The sequence below is a fragment of the Magnetococcales bacterium genome, assembly GCA_015232395.1.
In the GTDB taxonomy this organism is placed as follows: Bacteria; Pseudomonadota; Magnetococcia; order Magnetococcales; family JADFZT01; genus JADFZT01.
Genome location: JADFZT010000023.1, coordinates 1 through 18262, shown reverse-complemented (window position 1 = coordinate 18262; position 18262 = coordinate 1). Strand labels below are relative to the sequence as shown.

The following is an 18262-nucleotide window of genomic DNA, read 5'->3' as shown; positions in this document are numbered from 1 at the left end:
TTGCTCCGTTGGGAATCGCGGTTGACTGGTAGAAAGCCGCCACTTTAACGCATCATGGTATGGACTGGATGGCGTTGTTTAAACCCTTTCGATTGAAACCTTTTTTTCGCTCGCTCCTGATGATGGGAGTCGGGCTGTTTTTGTTGGTGGGTCAGGAAAGTCATGCCGAAGATGAAACCATCCCCGATGATGACCCCCCCTCTCAGAGTGAAGAGGCCCCTCAGAGCAAAGCCTCTCCGCTGGAGTATGAAGTCGAAATTCTTGGGGCGCCCGATAATGAACTGACCAGCCTCCTGGAATCCGCTTCCGACGCCATCAAACGCCAGGATCGCCCCCCCGAAACCCACATCGTCCTGGAGCGCCGACTCGAAGGGGATGAGACCAATCTGGTTCGGGCGATGTATTCCCGGGGGTATCTCGATGCCCAGGTAAAAGGATCCATGCGTGCCGATGTCGATCCCATTGTGCTCACCTTTCAGGTGGAAGCCGGTACCCGCTATCGTTTTGGGGATATCCAGATCAACATCACCCCGGGAGAAAATGCCCCCGAGCCCCCCAAACCCCACGAGCTGGAACTTAACTTTGGCGAGCCCGCCGTCGCCCGCACCGTGCTGGATGCCCAGAGCAAGCTCACCTCTCTCATCCAAAAGATGGGCTACCCCTTTGTCAAACCCATCCCCTATCTGGCCTACGCTGATCGGGATAAAAAGCTGCTGAATGTGGTCGTGGGGGCTGATCCGGGGCCGCTTGTGCATCTGGGGGCGGCGCGGCTGAAAGGCTATGGGGAGACCAATCCCGATTTTCTCATGACCCTGATTCCCTGGCAGCCCGGGGAAAAATATCATCCGGATATCCTGGAAAAAGCCCGCCAAGCCATGGTCGGCACCGGGCTTTTTGCCATGGCCCGGGTGCATCTGCTGAAAGAACCGGACCCTGAAAAGCACCTTCCGGTAGAAATTGAGCTGAAGGAAAAAAAACACCGCACGATCAGCTCCGGAATGCAATTTTCCACCGATAAAGGGGTTGGCGGCACCCTCGGTTGGGAACACCGCAATTTTAATCGCTCCGGCGAGGTGGTGAGCCTGGAGGGAGAGGCCGCCGTGGATGGATTTGGTTTTACCGGCTCCTTCGGCAAGCCCCATTTTTTGCGGATGGATCAAAAATTGATCGCCGCCATCGACTTTAACGATGAAGAGACCGAAGCCTTTGAGCGCACCTCCCTGGAAGCCAGTATGGGGGTGGAGCGTACCTTCTCTCCCCGCCTGCAAATCTCCCTGGGGTTGAGCTATCGTGTGGTCACCATTCTGGAAGGGGGAGAGCTCGATGACGACTCCTTCGGTCTCGTCTCCCTCCCCGCCCGGGTGTTGATGGACCACTCCAACGATCTTCTCGACCCCACCAGCGGCTGGCGGCTGGAGATCTCCGGCGGACCCTACCTGGAAACCCTGGAAAATGGCGTCCTCTTCGGTAAATTCCAAGCCAGCCACAGCCGCTATATCCCGATCATGAAATCCCCTCAAATCATCCTCGCCACCCGCCTGGCCGGGGGATTTCTCTCTGGAGCCGGACGGGAGCAGCTCCCGGCGGACGAGCGATTCTATGTGGGGGGTGGCGGCTCTCTGCGCGGGTTCGGCTTTCAGCTGGCAGGCCCCCTGGATGACGAACTCGATCCCCTGGGTGGGGCCTCCATGTTGGAACTCAACAACGAATTTCGCATCGGTATTACCGACTCCATCGGCATGGTGCTGTTTGTGGATGCCGGAAGAGCCTACGAAGATGAAATTCCCGACCTCACCGAAGAGCTATTCATCGGTGCGGGTGCTGGCGTCCGCTACAAAACCCCCATCGGCCCCCTGCGCCTGGATGTCGGCTTTCCCGTCAACTCCCGGGAAGATGTAGATGACGTGGTACAGTTTTATGTCAGTCTGGGGCAAGCTTTTTAACCCATTGGACACCTCTTCATGAGCAGTGACGAAACCACCCCGGCCCCCCCGCCTCCCGACGAGCCCACCTCCCGTGCCAAACCCCTGCGCTGGCTGGCACGGCTGTTTGTCGTCGTGATCGTTGTGCTCCTCATCCCCTTCACCATCCTCCAAACCGATTGGGGACGCCAGCAGCTGGTGGATGTGGTGGAAACCCTTCTGGGTGAGATGGGAATCAACGCACAAATCCGGGGGTTGGACGGCTTCATTCCCTTCTCCATCGAACTGGAACACCTGGCTCTGGCAGATCAGGATGGGGACTGGTTTGCCCTGGATCAACTCCGCATCGCCTGGTCCCCCCTGGGGCCACCCTTGGGAATTATCCGGGTGCAGGAAATATCCGCCGAAAAAATCACTTTGCTACGCCCCCCTCTCCTCCCCCCCTCCGAAGCCCCCCCTGAAGTGGAAGAGCTCCAGGCAGGCCCCATGGTACTCCCCCAGGGGTTGCCCCCCTTTGAGATCGACCGGCTGGCTGTGGCCCGGCTGGAGCTGGGTGAGGCGATTTTGGGAAGTGCCGCCACATTTAATCTCAATGGCCGCATGGGGATCGATCAAAGCGGGGAAATGTTTGATCTACAGCTGAAAACCGAACGCCTGGATCAAGCCACGGCGCACCTGAACATAACCGCCGGACTCAACCTGGCGACGGGACATCTCACCCTCAACACCGCAGCCCAAGAGCGCGGCGGATTGGTGGCGATGCTCTCCGGACTGCAAGAAGCGGGGGATCTGAGCCTGGAGCTGGATGGTGAGGGGCCTCTCGACGATTGGCAGGGAAAACTGGCTGCCGGGGTTGAAGGGCTTGGGGAGATCCATACCGGCCTCACCCTGACTCTGGGCGAACCCTTGGGAATCACCCTCGATGGCAGCCTCAGCATGGTTCAGGATCCTCTAATGCTGGGCGTTTCCCCCTGGACATTCAAAACCCAAGCCACCCGCAGCTCTGAAGGAGTGCTCTCCCTTAAAACCCTTGATCTGGCGCTCCCCCTGGGCACTCTCCAGGCCCAAGCCACCCTGGATGAGGCCACCAATCAACTCCAGGCCCAAGCCACCATCGCCCTGCCCGATCTGGACCGTTTAAGCCCCATCGCCGCCACCCCCCTGGCAGGTGGGGTAAATATTATTCTCAATGCCGATGGCCCCCTCCCCCATCCCACCGCGACCATCGACATCACCGGCCAAGCCATCGACGCCCCCCAGGTGGCTATCGACCAACTCACCGCCACCCTGAATGCCCGTTGGTCCCAGGAGCCCCAAAACGACCAGCCCACCCTGCTCTTGACCGGGAAAGGGGGCGTCAGTGGCTTGCAGCCAGCGGATCAACCAGCTTGGCCGGAAAAGGAACTCCAGTGGCAGCTCAAGGGCCGGATGCCCCCCGATGGCCGGTTGCACATTGCCGGATTTGATCTCACCGGCCAAACCCTGGCGCTGGGATTGAAGGGCGACATCGACCCCGCAGCCCCAGCCGCCCAGGTGGAGTTAACCACCCGGATCACCGATCCCACTCCCTGGGCCGAGCCCCAAGGGCTGGCCATCGATGGCAGGCTGGCTCTCACCACCCGGATCGATTTTCAGGAAAACCCCCGGCGCATTCGCGTTGATCTGGATGGGGGGCTTGATGATTTCCAGGGCATTCCCGAAGCCGCAGCCCTCTTGGGCCCCCACATGCAGCTGACAGGAAAGGTCTTGATGACGGGCGAGGAGGCGATCCAGCTCAAGGGGCTCTCTTTAAAGGGTCGCGCCATCCACCTCACCGCCTCCAGCATTGATTTTAACACCGCCACCCAAGCGCTTATGGGTCAAATCGATCTGACACTGCCGGACTTGAATCCCCTTTCCAATGCCCTGGGCAAACCCTTAGCGGGCCAGGTAACCACCACCGCCAAGCTCTCCGGCAGCGCCACGGAACCCACCCTGGATCTGACGGTAAAGGGCTCCTCTATCCGCTTTGATCAGGAAAAAATAGAGCGCCTGGCACTCAAACTCGCCACCACCGGCTCAGTGGCGAGCCCAACTGGAAATATCCATCTGACCGCCACCCGGCAGAAGCAACATTTCAGCGTCGCCACCCCTTTCGAAAAAACCGCCGCCGGGGTCAACCTGAAAGATCTCCGCATCGACTTTCCCGGAGGCCAGATCACCGGCCCCCTGGATATCGACCTGGCAGGCCCCCTCCTAACCGGCACCTTGACCGGTAAAATCCACGATCCGGCAGCCATGATTCCCCCACCGGGGATGAATCTGGCTGGCCATATCGTCTTCAAGGCCCAACTCCACCCCGGGGGAAAACCCGGTGGCCCCTTGACCAGGCAGGATCTCGATTTTGAACTCGACGGGGCAGATATCAAGGGAGATTTCGGCTCCCTCGCCTGGAGCCGCCTGGAAGCCCGGGTGACCGATCTGTTGGCAGAGATTGGATTCAAAGCGACCCTCAATGCCACCCAGTTCGAAACGGGGGATATGGTGGTTCAGGAAACCACACTGCAAACCGACGGTGATCTCAAAGGGCTCAATCTCACCCTGACCACCGAGGGTAGGGCGGTTGAAATATTTACCGCCAGAACCCAAGCCCGGGTGGATCTTCTGGATAACGGTGTAGCAGCCTCCCTGAACACCCTGGACGGCACCTTTGGTCCGGAACCCTTTCATCTCGCCCACCCCCTTCACCTGAAGCAGTCGGGCCGGGAGATGACTCTGGAAGCCCTGGATCTGACCTTTGGCACAGCGCAACTCACCGGGGCTGGCACCCTCACCGAGCAAGGGGTTACGGCCAAGATCGATCTGGATCTTCCCTTGAGCCTGGCCAGCCAGTTCGGTGCTCCCCCTCTCACCGGCAAAGCGGCCTTGCAGGGAAATCTTTCCGGCCACCCCTCCAAGCCCCGGGCAGAGGTCCACCTCAACGTCAGCGACTTCCACATGGATGAACCGGCTCTGAAACCGGTCCCCCCTGCAGATCTCACCTTGCACCTCGCTTTGGGGGATGATCAGGCCAAAGGGGAACTCCTGATCGAAAAGCTCACTGTAAAGCCGGCCAAAGGCCACTTTGCCCTGCCGGTCACCGTGAGCCTGATTCCCTGGAATCTGGTCATCCCCCAGAACGAGCCTTTGAGTGGCGTCTTCAACATGGAGGCGGACATGGCCCGACTCATGGCCTTTCTCGCCCCGGATGGCTGGGAGATGGGGGGGCAGATGAAAGCGGATTTCACTGCAACCGGTACCCTGGAAACCCCCCAGGCTTCGGGAGAGCTGACTGTGGGGGAAGGTTTCTTCAAAAGCATCGAGAGCGGCACCGACATTCAAAAAATGACCCTGGTAGCCAAGCTCGATGAAAAAGTCCTCGTCCTGGAAAAATTGAGTGCGACGGATGGCAACAAAGGCCAGCTGTCGGGCTCTGGCAAGGTGTCGTTCCTGGAGAAAGGGGGATACACCTTTGGGATCCACAGCGAGCTGGATCACGCCAACCTGGTGCAGCGGGACGACCTTTCCGCCACCATCAGCGGCGCCATCGATGTCACGGGGGATACCTCCCTGGTGATGGTCAAGGGGGACCTCACCACCGACCGGGTGCTGTTCTACCTCCCCGAGGGAGTGGGGCCGGATATCGCCACCCTGGAGCTGCGGGAGAGCGGGGAGAGTGCTGACGGAGAGGAAGATGGGACGGAAGACTCGGAGTCTGCCGCCATCAAGCTCGATGTCGCGGTGCATATTCCCGGACAGGTTTATGTTCGGGGCAAGGGGTTGGAATCGGAGTGGCGGGGGGACCTCAAAATCAAGGGGTATGCCACGAATCCGGTGGTGCTGGGGGATCTCTCGGTCAAAAAGGGCACCTTCGATTTTCTCGACCACCGCTTCAATCTGGACAAGGGAATCATCGAATTTGGCGGCGCTTCCCCACCGACCCCCAACCTGGATATCTCCGCCTCGGTCACCAAGGAGGAGATCAAGGCGGTGATTGGTCTGGAAGGCCCGGCCAGCGAACCCAAGCTGATTCTCACCAGCGAGCCCCCCCAGCCCCAGGATGAAATTTTGGCCAACCTGCTCTTCGACCGCAACGCCAGTGACATCACCCCGGGCCAGGCCATTAAACTGGCTGCTGCGGTGGCGCGTCTTCAGGGGGGTGGGCCGGGAATGATGGACAAAATGCAGGATAGCCTGGGCATCGACTCTTTTGAAGCTGGAGGGGACGATCTGGCCACCGGCACCGTCAAGGTGGGTAAATATATCGGTGATCGGGTGTTTCTGGAGGTGGAGCAGGGACTATCGGAGGGGAGTGGCAAGATGAGCGTGGAGGTGGAACTCACCCCCGACATAACCCTCGAAACCGAAATGGATCAAAAGCAAAACGGGGCGTTTGGCATCAACTGGAAGCATGATTATTGAGAGGGAGGGGCCGGCTCCAGGCTGAAAACCAAAAAAATGAGTCCGTCCTCAAGAAAGAAAACCCCAAGGGAACATCCCAGGAGAGCATTCCAGATAGCCCCTCCCCAGCCCCCCCGAGCTAACAGGAGAGACTATTTCTGAGAGAGCATTCTGGAGGCTTGATCCAAGACTTCTTCGCTCATTCGACGGTTGGCCTTGCGGGTTTCACGTTTGATCTTGTCGTAGATCTCTTCCCGGTGGACCTGCACATCCCGGGGTGCGTCGATACCGATGCGCACCTGGTTGCCCTTGATGCCCAGCAAGGTAATCTTGATGTCGTCGCCGATGTTCAGGCTTTCCCCGATCCGCCTGGTCAAAATCAGCATGGCCCACCCCCCCTCGAATCGCCACCGGCATCCCTGCCCAAAAGCCTGTAATAGTGGTTATGCCTCATGGCTCAACATCCCTGTTGGAATTTCTTTGTCAAAAACGATCTTCGGCATAATGCTGCCTTAAAACACACTCCAGAACCTGTTAACAGGCCCGCACTCAGCAAGGCTCCATTGGCTCAAAATCAACCAATAATCCTTCAACCGCCATCACACCCTTGAAACCACCCAACCCCCTACAGCTGCTTGGAAAACAGATTGTATCCAGAGGAAGCCTGACGCTGACCCAAACGGTCATAGGCGATGGAGGAGTCCCGGGTACCATCCTTCAGCGCCTTGATCACCGATTCGGTGGCCATCAATACCCCATTCAAAATCGCCTTGTTTTCCTTGTTGGCCTGGTCGGCCCGGCTGATGGCATCCTGGAGTTTGGTTCTCAGTTCTTTGAGGCCGTATCGCCCTCCGGTGGCCGCATCCACCTTGAGCAGATCCAGCTCTTTTTTAGGCAGCCCCAAGCCGTCGGCCAAGCCCAGAGTCAGGCGCTGGCGTTCGCTGTTGATGCGCCCGATCTCCTTGAGCACCCCGGCTATTTCGGCAGAGGCCGCTTCGACCTTTTCAGGCTCCCGCTGGCGGATGGCCTCCCGCTCCCGTTCGGAAAGGGCGATCAATCCCTCAAACCGCTGGATCATCTGGCTGAGGATCCCTTTGAGTTGGCGGATCAGATCTTCAGCGTCAAAAGCGGCTTTTCTCATTTTGCGAGCTTCCATGGCTTAACCGACCCCCGTCAGGCGCTTTTTTTGCGTTCCATCAGAATCTGGCGCAAAATTTTATCCGCCACATCCAGACTGGAAACATTATAGCGCCCGGCAGCCAAAGCCTCTCGAATGGGCTCTACCAGTTCGCTGCGGATTTCCGGGGCGTTACTAGCGGCCTCACCAGCCATACCAATGGTACGGGAGATGGCCGAGAGCGCCACGTCATCCTGACGGGGTTTGGCCTTGGCTGTTGTCCCGGTTTTGGGTTTGGCGACCCGGCGTCCGGAAATCCGTTCCAGCTGACCGACCTTTGTGCCTTTGATGCGCGTGACCATGGTGCAAATGGATCCTCTGTTTGAACTTACGTCCCGGGAAATGGTACGAAAACCAGCCGGCTCCGACCGCTCTCTTCCGACGCTACTTGACTGCTTCAAGCCTTCCGTTGGCTCAGGTCATTTGCTTCTTGGCCCTGATCCCTTCACACGACTCGGCCAACCATCACTCCGACGAAGGGGTCAATGAACCCTTCATGCGATGATCCATGGCCTTCATGGCGGCTACTTTGGCCTGGGCTTCATCCAAGGCTCCCCGGGTCTCCTGGGTGGGGAGCTTGTAGTTGCGGGTCATCTCCTTGAAGATCGACTCCTTCATACCCAGACCATTGGGCCTACGACTGATAATGTTAGCATATTCGCCGTCCAGCATTTCACGAAATATTTTTTCCCCATTGCTCTTGGCGAACAGCCCTTCTTCCCCTTCCGGGACCGCCTTGCGCATGGCCGAAAAGAGCTGGCGGACAAACAGAGCCTCAAAATCAGCTGTCGCCTCACGCAGACGCTTGGTGTCGCTCTCGCTGAGGCTGGCGACCTGGGGCATATTTCCGGATATGGCGTTCATCAGAGGATCTCCAAATCGGCTTGCAGTGCTCCTGCAGCCTTGATGGCCTGCAAAATGGCGATCAAATCCCGGGGGGTTACCCCGACGCTGTTGAGTCCCCGCACCAGATCCCCCAGGGTCACCCCCTCTTCCATCTCCAGCAATTTCGCCTCTTCTTCATCCACATCGATCTGGGTCTGGTTGGTTTCGGCGGTTTCACCATCGCTGAAGGGAGCCGGTTGGCTCACCTGCTGATCTTCGCTCACCCGGATGGAAAGATTGCCGTGGGAGAGAGCGACGGTGGAGACCCGGACATTTTCACCCATGACGATGGTGCCGGTGCGCTCGTTGACGACAATGCGGGCGGTTTGGTCCTGTTCGATCTGGATATTTTCCAGGCGGGAGATAAACTCCACCACCCGACCGTGATAGGTGGGGGGAATTTCCAGATCCACCGTACCCGAATCCCGGGCCTTGGCCAGACGTTGGCCAATCAGATTATTGATCCCCCTGGCCACCCGACTGGCTGTGGTAAAGTCTGGATTTTTCAGGGCAAAGCGCAAGTGGCGCTCGTTGGTCAAATCAAAATCCACTTCCCGCTCAACAATGGCTCCACCAGCGATACGCGCCACGGTCGGATGGTTTTTTTGAACCCCTTGAGCCCCCCCCTCAGCGGCAAAACCACCGATGGAGGCCGGTCCTTGGGCCACGGCATAGATCTGACCATCAGCACCTTTGAGGGGAGTCAAAATCAGGGTACCGCCCTGGAGGCTTTTGGCATCTCCCAGGGAAGAGAGAATGACATCCAGGCGACTACCTTGCCGGGCAAAGGGGCGCAGGGTGGCGGTGACCATCACAGCGGCGATATTTTTTACCTTCACATCGTCGGGGGCGGAAATCCCCATACGCTTCAACATCATTTTCAGGGACTGGGTGGTAAAGTCAGCACTGGAATCCCCGGTGCCGTTGAGGCCCACGATCAGGCCGAACCCGGTCAAAGGGTTGTCCCGAACACCTTCGATATCCACCACATCCTTGAGCCGGGCTGCCTGGGTCTCGGTGATGGGACCAAACAGCAGCAGAGCCAGCAGGATCAGCAGAGAGGGTATTTTTTTCATGATGTTCAGCTTCCTCAGCCTCACAGGATGGGCAGGTTGGCAAAGAAGGAGTTGACCCATCCCGGATTTTGCTGGTCATCGATATCGCCATCACCGGAATATTCGATCCGGGCATCGGCGATCTGGGCCGACTGGATGGAGTTGTCCGTGGCGATATCCTCGGGCCGGATGATGCCGGAGAGGAGGATAAACTGGTTTTCGTTATTGATGGTGATATCCCGACGCCCCTCGATGCGGAGGTTGCCGTTGCTGAGCATCTCGGTCACCTGGCAGGAGATGGTCGCGGTAAAGGCGCTCTCCCGCTCGGTTTTGCCGGAGCCGTCGAATTCATGTTTGCTGGAAGTGCCCCCGGAAGCGAGGGTTTTGTCGGATTTGAAGACCGAGGTCAGATCAAACAGACCGGAAAAGCTGAAGGAGCTGTCATCTTCCCGGGAGAGTGCCGTGGAGGCCTCTTTGCCCGCCTCGGACTCTTCTGATACGTAGACGGTAATCAGGTCGCCGATGTTGCGGGCCTTGTTGTCCACAAAAAGGGTGTTGCGGTCGGTGGTCTGCCAGATGGAGCCCTTTTTGGGAGACAAACGCTCCGGGGCCTCAGGCTGAACCACCGCCATCGGGGCGATGGGACGCTGGGAGGCGCGGGTCATGCCGCAACCGGTCAGGGTCACACTTACCATCAGCAATACGATTACCAGCCGGTCCGTCGTCATGGTCTCTCTTCTTTCCACGCTTGCCCCGCCTCTATGCCCCAGTGCTTTAGGCGGATCAGTTTTCTACCTGGACCTCCCCGGGTCCTATAATCCGGGCCAGATAGCGTTGGCGACTGTCGGGGTTGCGCACTTCGATGGTTTCACCGATGCGCCCCTTGCCCATGGCCACCCCCAGGGTATTGATGGTGAGCAATCCTGTGCTCACTTTTACTCGGATTCTCTCTCCCCGATCGACAGCCACCGGGGCTTCAAACCATTTGCTCTGCAGGAGCCTGCCCTCACGGGCGGTGCGGGTCAAAGCCTTGCCGACCACCGCATTTATTTCTGTGACCAAACCTGGTATCGAGCGGGAAAACTCCTTTTCGATCCAGTTGAAATCAGCACTGCTGACCACTGTGCCCCGCTCCAGGGTTGTCGCTGGAACCGGAATCCGCAGCCGCTGCGTGAGCTTTGCGGTGGGCTCCAGCACCTTTTCCACCACCCCGTCTACCAAAACATTGACCAAAATGGTGTGGCGGCCAGGGGTTTGGATCTCCATTGGCAGATCCACTTCCACGCTGACTTCACCATCATTCACCTGCAGATCGTAACGGTAAAGCACATTGGAAACCGTCAAACCGTTGCCATCATCAGCCAAAATCTTCTGAAGTTCTAAACTCACCTGGCGATTCAGCTGCTCCTGAGAGAGAAGCTGGGCCTGGGCGTCGAAGCCACTCAATCCCAGTACCAGGGCGAAAATCAGGGCGATTCCCCTGGGCCAAAACCCGAGAGGCTGTCGTGCACATGGCCCTGTTGAATAGAGTGAAGTTGAACACTCAAGAGTTGAATATTCAAGAATCGCGCCAGAAAAGATAGAGCCCTTCATCGTCACTCCATTGGACCAAAACGTTGTCGCTGTCGGTTTTGAGCTTGAAACTTGAAATCTGGCATCCAAAACCGGGAACCGGTCGCGGGGATCATCCGGTCAAAAACCGAAATCACCCCGCATCAAAAATCCTGTTTATCCGGATCAGCGTTTCAGGCCGGTCACTTCACCCAGCATGGAGTCGGCGGTCTGAATCGCCTTGGCCCCTACTTCGTAGGCCCGCTGGGTGGTAATCATGTTGACCATCTCGCTCACCATGGAGACGTTGGACTGCTCCAGATAGTGCTGGTTGACCGAACCGTAACCATCCTCTTCGGGGTTGCCCAGCTGGGGGGTACCGGAAGATTCGGTCTCTTTGTAGAGATTGTTGCCGATGGCATTCAAACCCTCGGGATTGACAAAACGGGCCAGTTGCAGCTGACCAACGCCAGAGGTAAACCCGGTGGTGGAGGTGTCCTCCAGGCCGATGGCGCCGCTGGACTCAACGCTGATGCCCAGGGTGGTGGTGGGATCAAAGCCGATCTGGCCACCGATCAGAGGATAGCCGTCGGAGGTGACGATGTTGCCGTCGAGAATTTTAAAGCTGCCATCCCGGGTGTAGGCGGTCTCACCAGAGGGGAGTTCGATCTGGAAAAAACCTTGTCCCTGAACCATCATGTCCACGTTCATGGGATCTTCACTGGTGGCGACAGGGCTGCCCTGGGTAAAATCCTTGCTGACGGAAGCCACTTTGACACCGTGGCCCAGCTGGGTTCCCACCGGCACCAGAGTGCCAGCAGAGGAGTTTTCAGCACCGGGAGAGCGCAGGTTGGCGTAGAGCAGATCCTGAAAGTCAGTCCGGGCATTTTTAAAGCCGGTGGTGTTGACGTTGGCCAGGTTGTCGGCGATCACGTCGATGTTGAGTTGCTGAGCTTGCATGCCGGTAGAGGCGGTATAGAGTGCCCGAATCATGACGAAAGGCTCCTTGGTTCTTTTTTTTGGCTTGAATGATTCAATCTGACTGGGAATGGGATCCATTTGGGAGGGTGAGAGGAGATTGATTCAGCCCCTGCAACCCCTAAAACAGTTCAGCCATTCCGGTTCATTTATACTGGGTTATCCCCTCTGGCCGGGCTATTCCAACTTACCGATCTGGCCTGCGGCCTGGGCATCCAGCTGATCCATGGTTTTGATCAGACGCATATAGGCCTCCATGGCCCGCCCTGTTTCGATCATCTGGGTCATGCCCCGGATCATGTTGGAGTTGGAGCCTTCGAGAAATCCCTGATGGAAGCTTTGGGATGAGTCCTCCAGGGCCACTTCAGCCCCGGCAGGCGCGGAATAGAGATTTTGACCGACTTTGGTCAAGGCCTCTTCCGGGAGTCCCACCACCTGGATCTGGCCGAGATTGCCCCCGGGGCCGGAGATCACCCCATCGGCTCCGATTTCCACCGGGTTATCACCAATCACCAGATTGGCACCACCCGCGCCCTGGACCGGATGGCCGTTTTTGTTGACCAGCTCCCCCAGGGTATTGACCTGAAAGTGACCGTCCCGGGTATAACGGGGGCCGTCGGGGGTGTTGACCACGAAAAACCCCTCCCCTTCCAGAGCCACATCCAGACGATTGCCGGTTTTTTGCATGGCCCCCTGGGAAAGATCGACGGTGGTGCCGTCAGCTCGGGGATAGGTCATCTGGTAGGCGTTGGCGGAGGGGTTGCTGAAAGGAAAAGGGATGCCCCCCGGAGTACGCTGTCCCAAAAAGGAGTCTGTGGGCAGGGGAAACTGCTCGGGACCCGGCTCGGTCATATAGGAATCAAAGGTGATGTTATCTTCCTTGTAACCGTTGGTATTGACGTTGGCCAGGTTATTGGCCAACACTTCCATCCGTAGTTCGGCCCTGAGTGCGCCATTGACCGCCGCATACAATCCACTGTCCATGATGAAAACTTCTCCTATGAGGATTCTAAGGTATCCAGAATCAAAGCAACCCCCATGCCATACCCGGATTGAGGCGGTTTTTTTCAGCAACAGCTGGATTCACCAGTGATTTCCCCTGGGGAAGAACAGGGGGAAACTTTTTCCACATTCGGTTAAGTTGGCGTTTTTTGCCCCCTGCCCGGGCAATTGTTCCCTGGCAGGGAAGCCCGGGGAGCCCTCTGGGAATGAATCCCACACCCTCTGATCCGGGCTGGAGCAGGAGGTGCATGACATGCTCCGACTTGCACAAAAAGAGCGCAAAGACAGTCAATTAACCAAACAGGGATAGACCGAAGCACCAAACAAGAACGCTCCGGGGCCTTCATGTTTTTTACCCCATCAAACCGATCCACCCCGGGAGGGGCGGAGGTTCCTACCCGGATGGTCTCACTTTAATATAAAGTAGCAAACAGGAAGCCAACTGCCCGTGAAGGATCCATCCATGGGCTTGCCAACCACCCCATGGACCGAGCCATATGCCCTCCGACACTTCCCTTTCCAGCGAAGCCATCCAGGAACTCGAAACCTTGATGCAGCGTCTACGCGCTCCCGACGGCTGCCCCTGGGATCGCAAACAGACCCACCACTCCCTCCTCCCCTACACCATCGAAGAGGCCTATGAAGTGGCTGAAGGGGTGGAATCCGGGGATCCGGCAGAGCTTAAGGAGGAGTTGGGGGATCTGCTTTTTCACATTGTTTTTCACAGCGAGATCGCCCGGGAAAATGGCACCTTCACCCTGGAAGAGGTGATCCGCCACATCACCACCAAGATGACCAATCGCCACCCCCACGTCTTCGGCTCCAAGGAGGAAACCCTCGCCACGCCGGATCAGGTGGTGGATCAATGGGAGGAGATCAAACGTCGGGAAAAGGCTGATCGGGAAGATAAACGCTCCCCCCAGACCCTGTCGGTATTCGACGGCTTGAGCGGCAAGCTGCCAGCGCTCCTCTGGGCGCACAAGGTGCAGCGCAAGATGGCCAAGGTCAATTTTGACTGGACCGAAATCGAGCCGGTGTGGAAAAAAGTCCATGAGGAGCTGGGGGAGCTGGAAGAGGCCCATGCCCAGCAGGATCAGGAGGGGATGGAGGGGGAATTTGGGGATCTGCTGTTTGTCCTGGTCAATCTGGCCCGACACATGAACGTCAACCCCGAGGCCGCCCTGCGCCGCACCACCATCAAAGCCCAATCCCGTTTTCGCTATATCGAGGAACACCTGCAACAGCAGGACAAGCTGGTGGAGGATGAAGATCTGGCGGCACTGGAAGAGCTCTGGCAAGACTCCAAACGGCTATTTCCTTGAACCCGGACACATGCATTTTCTGGAAAATCAGGGAAGAGCCTCAGGAAAAAAACCGGGGGATATTTGTGAACAATCCTAAATTCCGTTCAACTCTTCCCTTCATCCATTCGATAATGGAACTATCGGCTTAAACCTTCATTTCGCAATCGTCAAAGGCAAGGGGGGACGAATGGCGGAAAAAATCATCACCTCAAAACCCGAACCCGCCTCGTTAACGGGGATGATCAAATCCGGGTTTATCTTCTTTATCCTGGTACTCTCCGTGGGAGCCAATCTTCCAGCGGAGCTGGCCGCCCGGGTGGGAGTGGAGACCAATTTTCTCCTGGGCACCCTCTACGCCCTTGTGGCAATCTGGATGTTGAGGAATCAAAACATTCTGGTGGCCATCGTGGTGCTGATTCTGGCCCTGGGTGCCAACATCCCCATGAGTTCCGAAGGGGGCAATACGGGGTTGTGGCAAAATTTGGCCATTCTCACCCTGATTGCGGTTTTGGGGGTGTGGATGGGGCGCTATGTCTCCAAAATTTTGGCCATCCTCTTCCTCACTGTAGGCATCGGCGTAATGCTCCCCCCCGACTATACCGCCCGGGCAAATCTCCACATGGGCATCCTGCTGACAGTGCTGATCGCGCTCCTTCTGACGCCGCTGTTGCAGATCATCTTTACCCGGCGCTTGCGGGCTACCGAAGCGTGGAAGCTGGAAGAGAAGGCTGGAGATCAACCCCGTCCCGGCCAGCGGGTCAAAGTGAAAGATCCCTTCCGGAACAAGTAAATGCGACCGGGGAGGGATCTATCGGGAACAAGTCAACACGACCGGAATGGAAACGATCCGAAACAGACAGCCACGCCAATCATCAGGAAATCGAACGCAGTTAGCGAAATGCCCCATGGAAGTCACCCTCCTCATCACCCGGGATCAGCTCCCCGAAGACACCATTGAAAAGGCCATCACCGGAATCCCCGAGCCATTTTCTGATGAATTTCAGATCAATCTCTTTTTTTTGGACCGAGGGGTTTATCTGGCTGACAACGCTTTCCCCCATCTCGACATTCGCCAAAAAATCGCCTGCGCCCACAGCCGAAATCGCCATCATCTCCCCCCCTTTACCGGAGACCATCCAGCCCGGGACGGAGGACTTGCCAACCTGGGAGAGATGATCGGACGAAGCCGGTTCACCCTCTCCCTCCCCAACCTGCACTGGCCAAGCGCCCCCGATGATGGCCGACACAAAAGCATACTTGTGCTGCTGCCCGACCCTTTGCACCTCACCGAAGGGCTGCGCCTGGCCACAGGGCTTGCGGGCTGTGACCATCGGCTGACCATCCGCCATCCGGAAGGAATCTCTTTTCCGGCTGATGGGAAGATCTATCAAGAGGCGTTGACCGCTCTGGGCAGCCGGTTTGACGGGGTTCCAGCAGGGAAGATCTTTGATTTTTCAGGAACAACACCTCTCTGGGAAGTTATTCTACAGGTTTAACCCACCAAGCCTCACCATCGCTTTCCACAATCACCGTGCCGTGGCGATCCGTCCGCCACAGCTGCGCCCCACTCTCCCGCCATCGATCCACCACCGGCTGTTTGGGAAATCCATAACGATTGCGCCGCCCCACGCTGAAAATCACCCCCTCGGGCTGGGTGGCGGCGATAAACTCCGGGGAGCTGGAGGAGTTGGAGCCGTGGTGGGGGGCCATCAGTAGCGTCACAGGCTGCAACACCCCCTGCCCCAAAAGCCACTCCTCCCCGGCTTTTTCGATATCCCCTGGAAAAAGAAAGCGATGCGCCCCAAAAGCCGCTTCCACCACCACACTGCGATCATTATGGTTTCGACCCTCCCCCGGAGACCAGGGAGGCAAAATGCGCCATATCAGCTCCCCTTCCTGAAAGGCTTCCCTCACTGCAAACCGCCGAATCGCCACGCCCCGGGCTTCAGCCATTGCCATCAGCGCCCGATAGCTCGCCTTTTCCCGCTCCTTGACAGGAAACTGCCCCAACCAGAGACTCTCCACCGCAAAATTGCGCAACACCCGCCGAGCCCCCGCCATATGATCCGCCTGGGGGTGGCTCACCACCAAATGCTTCAACTCCGTGACCCCATGGTGCCAGAGATAACTGGAAATCACCCCTTCACCAATATTGAAACGAGGGGTCACCGCCCCCCCGGCATCCACAATGGACCACGCCCCCTCCGGCCCCCTTACCGCCACCGATTGGGCCTGCCCCACCTCCAGCGCCGCCAGGTGAAAAACCCCATACGAAGGAGCCACCCGGGGCCAAAAGAGGGCTGCCACCATCACCAGCAAGGAAAACCCCTTGGCCATCCGCCCCGGGAGTGCCACCACCCCCAATCCCCCCACCACCCCCCAGGCGATCCCATCCAAGGGGGGGCCGGGAAGGCGTTGCCACGCACCAGGAAGAGCAGCCAACCAATCAGAACCCAGGCGAACCAGATCCAGGCTCCACCCCGTCCCCAGCAGCAGCCAAGCCCCCAGGGTGTCGGAAAAGGGGGCTACCACCAAGCTCCCCAGCCCCAAGGGAACCGCCACCAGGCTCACCCAAGGCACCGCCACCAGGTTGCCGACAAAGCCATAGGGGGTGAGGCGGTGGAAAAAATGGGCCGAGATGGGTGAGAGAACCACCCCCAACACCACAGTGGTGATCACCAACCCCCGAAGCTGGCCCCAAACCCCACTCTCTTCCCGAACAGCCAGACCCGTCGGGGCCTTTTCATTGCCGATGGGAGAGCGCCCCGGCCACCAGAGCCATAGCAACACCCCCACCGCCAAAAAGGAGAGCAAAAAGCCCGCTTCGAAGAGTTGTCCCGGCCGCCAAACCAACACAATCATCGCCGCCACCCCCAAAGCCCGCCAAGGGTGGGGGTTTCGACTTAAGGCGATACTGAGCAAAAAAGCCCCGGCCATCACCGCCGCCCGTTGGGTGGAAACCGGCCAGCCTGCAAGAAAGGCATAGGCCAGCATAGGGAAAATTGCCAGCCCCGCAGCCAGGCGCTTCACATCCCACCGGGCTGAGAGGGGAATCACCAAGGCCAAGGCCAAACGAATCAAGCCATATCCCCAAAAAGCCACCAGCCCCAGATGCAACCCGGAGATGGCCACCAGATGAAACACCCCGGCCACCACCAGATTTTCCCGAACCTCATGGGAGAGTCCTCCCCGTTTGCCCACCAGAATGGCTGCCACCATCCCCTGGCTTTCCGGGGGAAGATGATGGGTAATCCATTGAAAAATATGCTGGCGCAAGCGGTTCCAGCGCCAATCCTCCGTGCTTTCCAGAATCTCCACATCCCCCCGGGCATAGCCGGTGGCTACAATACCCCGCTCTTTAAGCCAGGCCCCATAGTCAAAACTCCCCGGCACCCGATGGCCGGAGGGGGGAAAGAGTCGGGCGGAAAAACGAACCCGATCCCCGGGCAGGGCGAACACATCCTGCCGATAGACCGTCACCTGCACCAACCCTTCAGCCCGCCACAGGGTAGTGCTCCCCCCTTCCAGATCATCCACGGAATCGAGCCTCTCCCCCTGGGAAACCGCCCCCACCTCAGCCATAGAGGCGGTTACCCCAGCCAAAATCAATTTGACCGAACGGGCCCGATCCTCCCGGTCCGCCACCACCCCGGTGATGACCTCCTCCCCCGAAAGCTTTTCAGGCAAATGGCCCTGATATTGCTCACCATTCCACCATGCCGTTGTCAAACCAACAACAAGTCCTGCCAATACCACCAACCACCCTTTTCGCCAACTGGATGCGAAAAAAGTCCCCAATGCCGCCACCCCGGCCCCACTGATCACCCCCCACCCCCCTGTTGGCGGCAGTTCAGCGACCAGAACGAGCCCCAGGATCAAAAATGCCAAAAAACGGCCCAATCGATTCTCCCATACTGGCTGAAAAGGGTATGCCACCCCCCCAAACGGGGTGATTCATATCTACCAACA

At 58.1% G+C, this 18262-nt stretch carries 15 protein-coding genes; 5 read left to right on the top strand and 10 right to left on the bottom strand.

Annotated elements, in window-relative coordinates; genetic code table 11:
- The first annotated feature begins 68 nt into the window (after window positions 1-68).
- Entirely contained in the window at window positions 69-1943 is a 1875-nt protein-coding gene (locus HQL52_08630; GenBank protein ID MBF0369506.1) for a BamA/TamA family outer membrane protein, read from the top strand.
- A gap of 18 nt (window positions 1944-1961) precedes the next feature.
- On the top strand, window positions 1962-6362 hold the full coding sequence (locus HQL52_08625) for a translocation/assembly module TamB domain-containing protein (GenBank protein ID MBF0369505.1): 4401 nt from the start codon (window positions 1962-1964) through the stop codon (window positions 6360-6362).
- A gap of 131 nt (window positions 6363-6493) precedes the next feature.
- Here HQL52_08625 and csrA read toward each other — a convergent pair whose 3' ends face one another.
- The 9 genes from csrA to flgF form a co-directional block, all read right to left on the bottom strand.
- Window positions 6494-6727, bottom strand: coding sequence for a carbon storage regulator CsrA (gene csrA, locus HQL52_08620; protein ID MBF0369504.1), 234 nt, complete (start codon window positions 6725-6727; stop codon window positions 6494-6496).
- Between the two features lie 239 nt (window positions 6728-6966).
- Window positions 6967-7497: a flagellar protein FlgN gene (locus tag HQL52_08615; protein MBF0369503.1), complete on the bottom strand. Its 531-nt coding sequence runs from the start codon at window positions 7495-7497 to the stop codon at window positions 6967-6969.
- Window positions 7498-7514: 17 nt separating this feature from the next.
- A complete protein-coding gene (gene flgM / locus HQL52_08610) occupies window positions 7515-7820 on the bottom strand; it encodes a flagellar biosynthesis anti-sigma factor FlgM (protein ID MBF0369502.1) in 306 nt (101 codons plus the stop codon).
- A 163-nt stretch (window positions 7821-7983) separates the two neighbouring features.
- Window positions 7984-8382, bottom strand: coding sequence for a rod-binding protein (locus HQL52_08605; protein MBF0369501.1), 399 nt, complete (start codon window positions 8380-8382; stop codon window positions 7984-7986).
- Complete coding sequence (locus tag HQL52_08600; protein ID MBF0369500.1) at window positions 8382-9479, bottom strand: flagellar basal body P-ring protein FlgI; 1098 nt, start codon at window positions 9477-9479, stop codon at window positions 8382-8384. The genes HQL52_08605 and HQL52_08600 overlap by 1 nt, the downstream gene beginning before the upstream one ends.
- A 20-nt stretch (window positions 9480-9499) precedes the next feature.
- Window positions 9500-10186 carry a flagellar basal body L-ring protein FlgH gene (locus HQL52_08595; protein ID MBF0369499.1) on the bottom strand — a complete coding sequence of 229 codons (687 nt, stop codon included), beginning with the start codon at window positions 10184-10186 and terminating at the stop codon, window positions 9500-9502.
- Between the two features lie 55 nt (window positions 10187-10241).
- The gene (gene flgA / locus HQL52_08590) at window positions 10242-10904 is read right to left on the bottom strand and encodes a flagellar basal body P-ring formation protein FlgA (protein MBF0369498.1); all 663 of its coding nucleotides are present in this window, start codon (window positions 10902-10904) and stop codon (window positions 10242-10244) included.
- A 291-nt stretch (window positions 10905-11195) separates the two neighbouring features.
- Window positions 11196-12002, bottom strand: a complete 807-nt coding sequence (flgG, locus tag HQL52_08585; protein ID MBF0369497.1) for a flagellar basal-body rod protein FlgG — start codon at window positions 12000-12002, stop codon at window positions 11196-11198.
- 162 nt (window positions 12003-12164) lie between these two features.
- Window positions 12165-12971, bottom strand: coding sequence for a flagellar basal-body rod protein FlgF (gene flgF / locus HQL52_08580; GenBank protein ID MBF0369496.1), 807 nt, complete (start codon window positions 12969-12971; stop codon window positions 12165-12167).
- Between the two features lie 515 nt (window positions 12972-13486).
- On the opposite strand from flgF, the gene mazG reads away from it, so the two are divergent.
- The 3 genes from mazG to HQL52_08565 all read left to right on the top strand — a co-directional run bounded on the left by mazG (window position 13487) and on the right by HQL52_08565 (window position 15789).
- Window positions 13487-14311, top strand: coding sequence for a nucleoside triphosphate pyrophosphohydrolase (gene mazG / locus HQL52_08575; protein ID MBF0369495.1), 825 nt, complete (start codon window positions 13487-13489; stop codon window positions 14309-14311).
- 169 nt (window positions 14312-14480) lie between these two features.
- The gene (locus tag HQL52_08570; GenBank protein ID MBF0369494.1) at window positions 14481-15083 is read left to right on the top strand and encodes a hypothetical protein; all 603 of its coding nucleotides are present in this window, start codon (window positions 14481-14483) and stop codon (window positions 15081-15083) included.
- Between the two features lie 115 nt (window positions 15084-15198).
- Window positions 15199-15789 carry a hypothetical protein gene (locus HQL52_08565; protein ID MBF0369493.1) on the top strand — a complete coding sequence of 197 codons (591 nt, stop codon included), beginning with the start codon at window positions 15199-15201 and terminating at the stop codon, window positions 15787-15789.
- Here the strand turns inward: HQL52_08565 and HQL52_08560 are convergent.
- Window positions 15773-18193, bottom strand: a complete 2421-nt coding sequence (locus HQL52_08560) for a DNA internalization-related competence protein ComEC/Rec2 (GenBank protein MBF0369492.1) — start codon at window positions 18191-18193, stop codon at window positions 15773-15775. The genes HQL52_08565 and HQL52_08560 overlap by 17 nt on opposite strands.
- Window positions 18194-18262 lie beyond the last annotated feature (69 nt).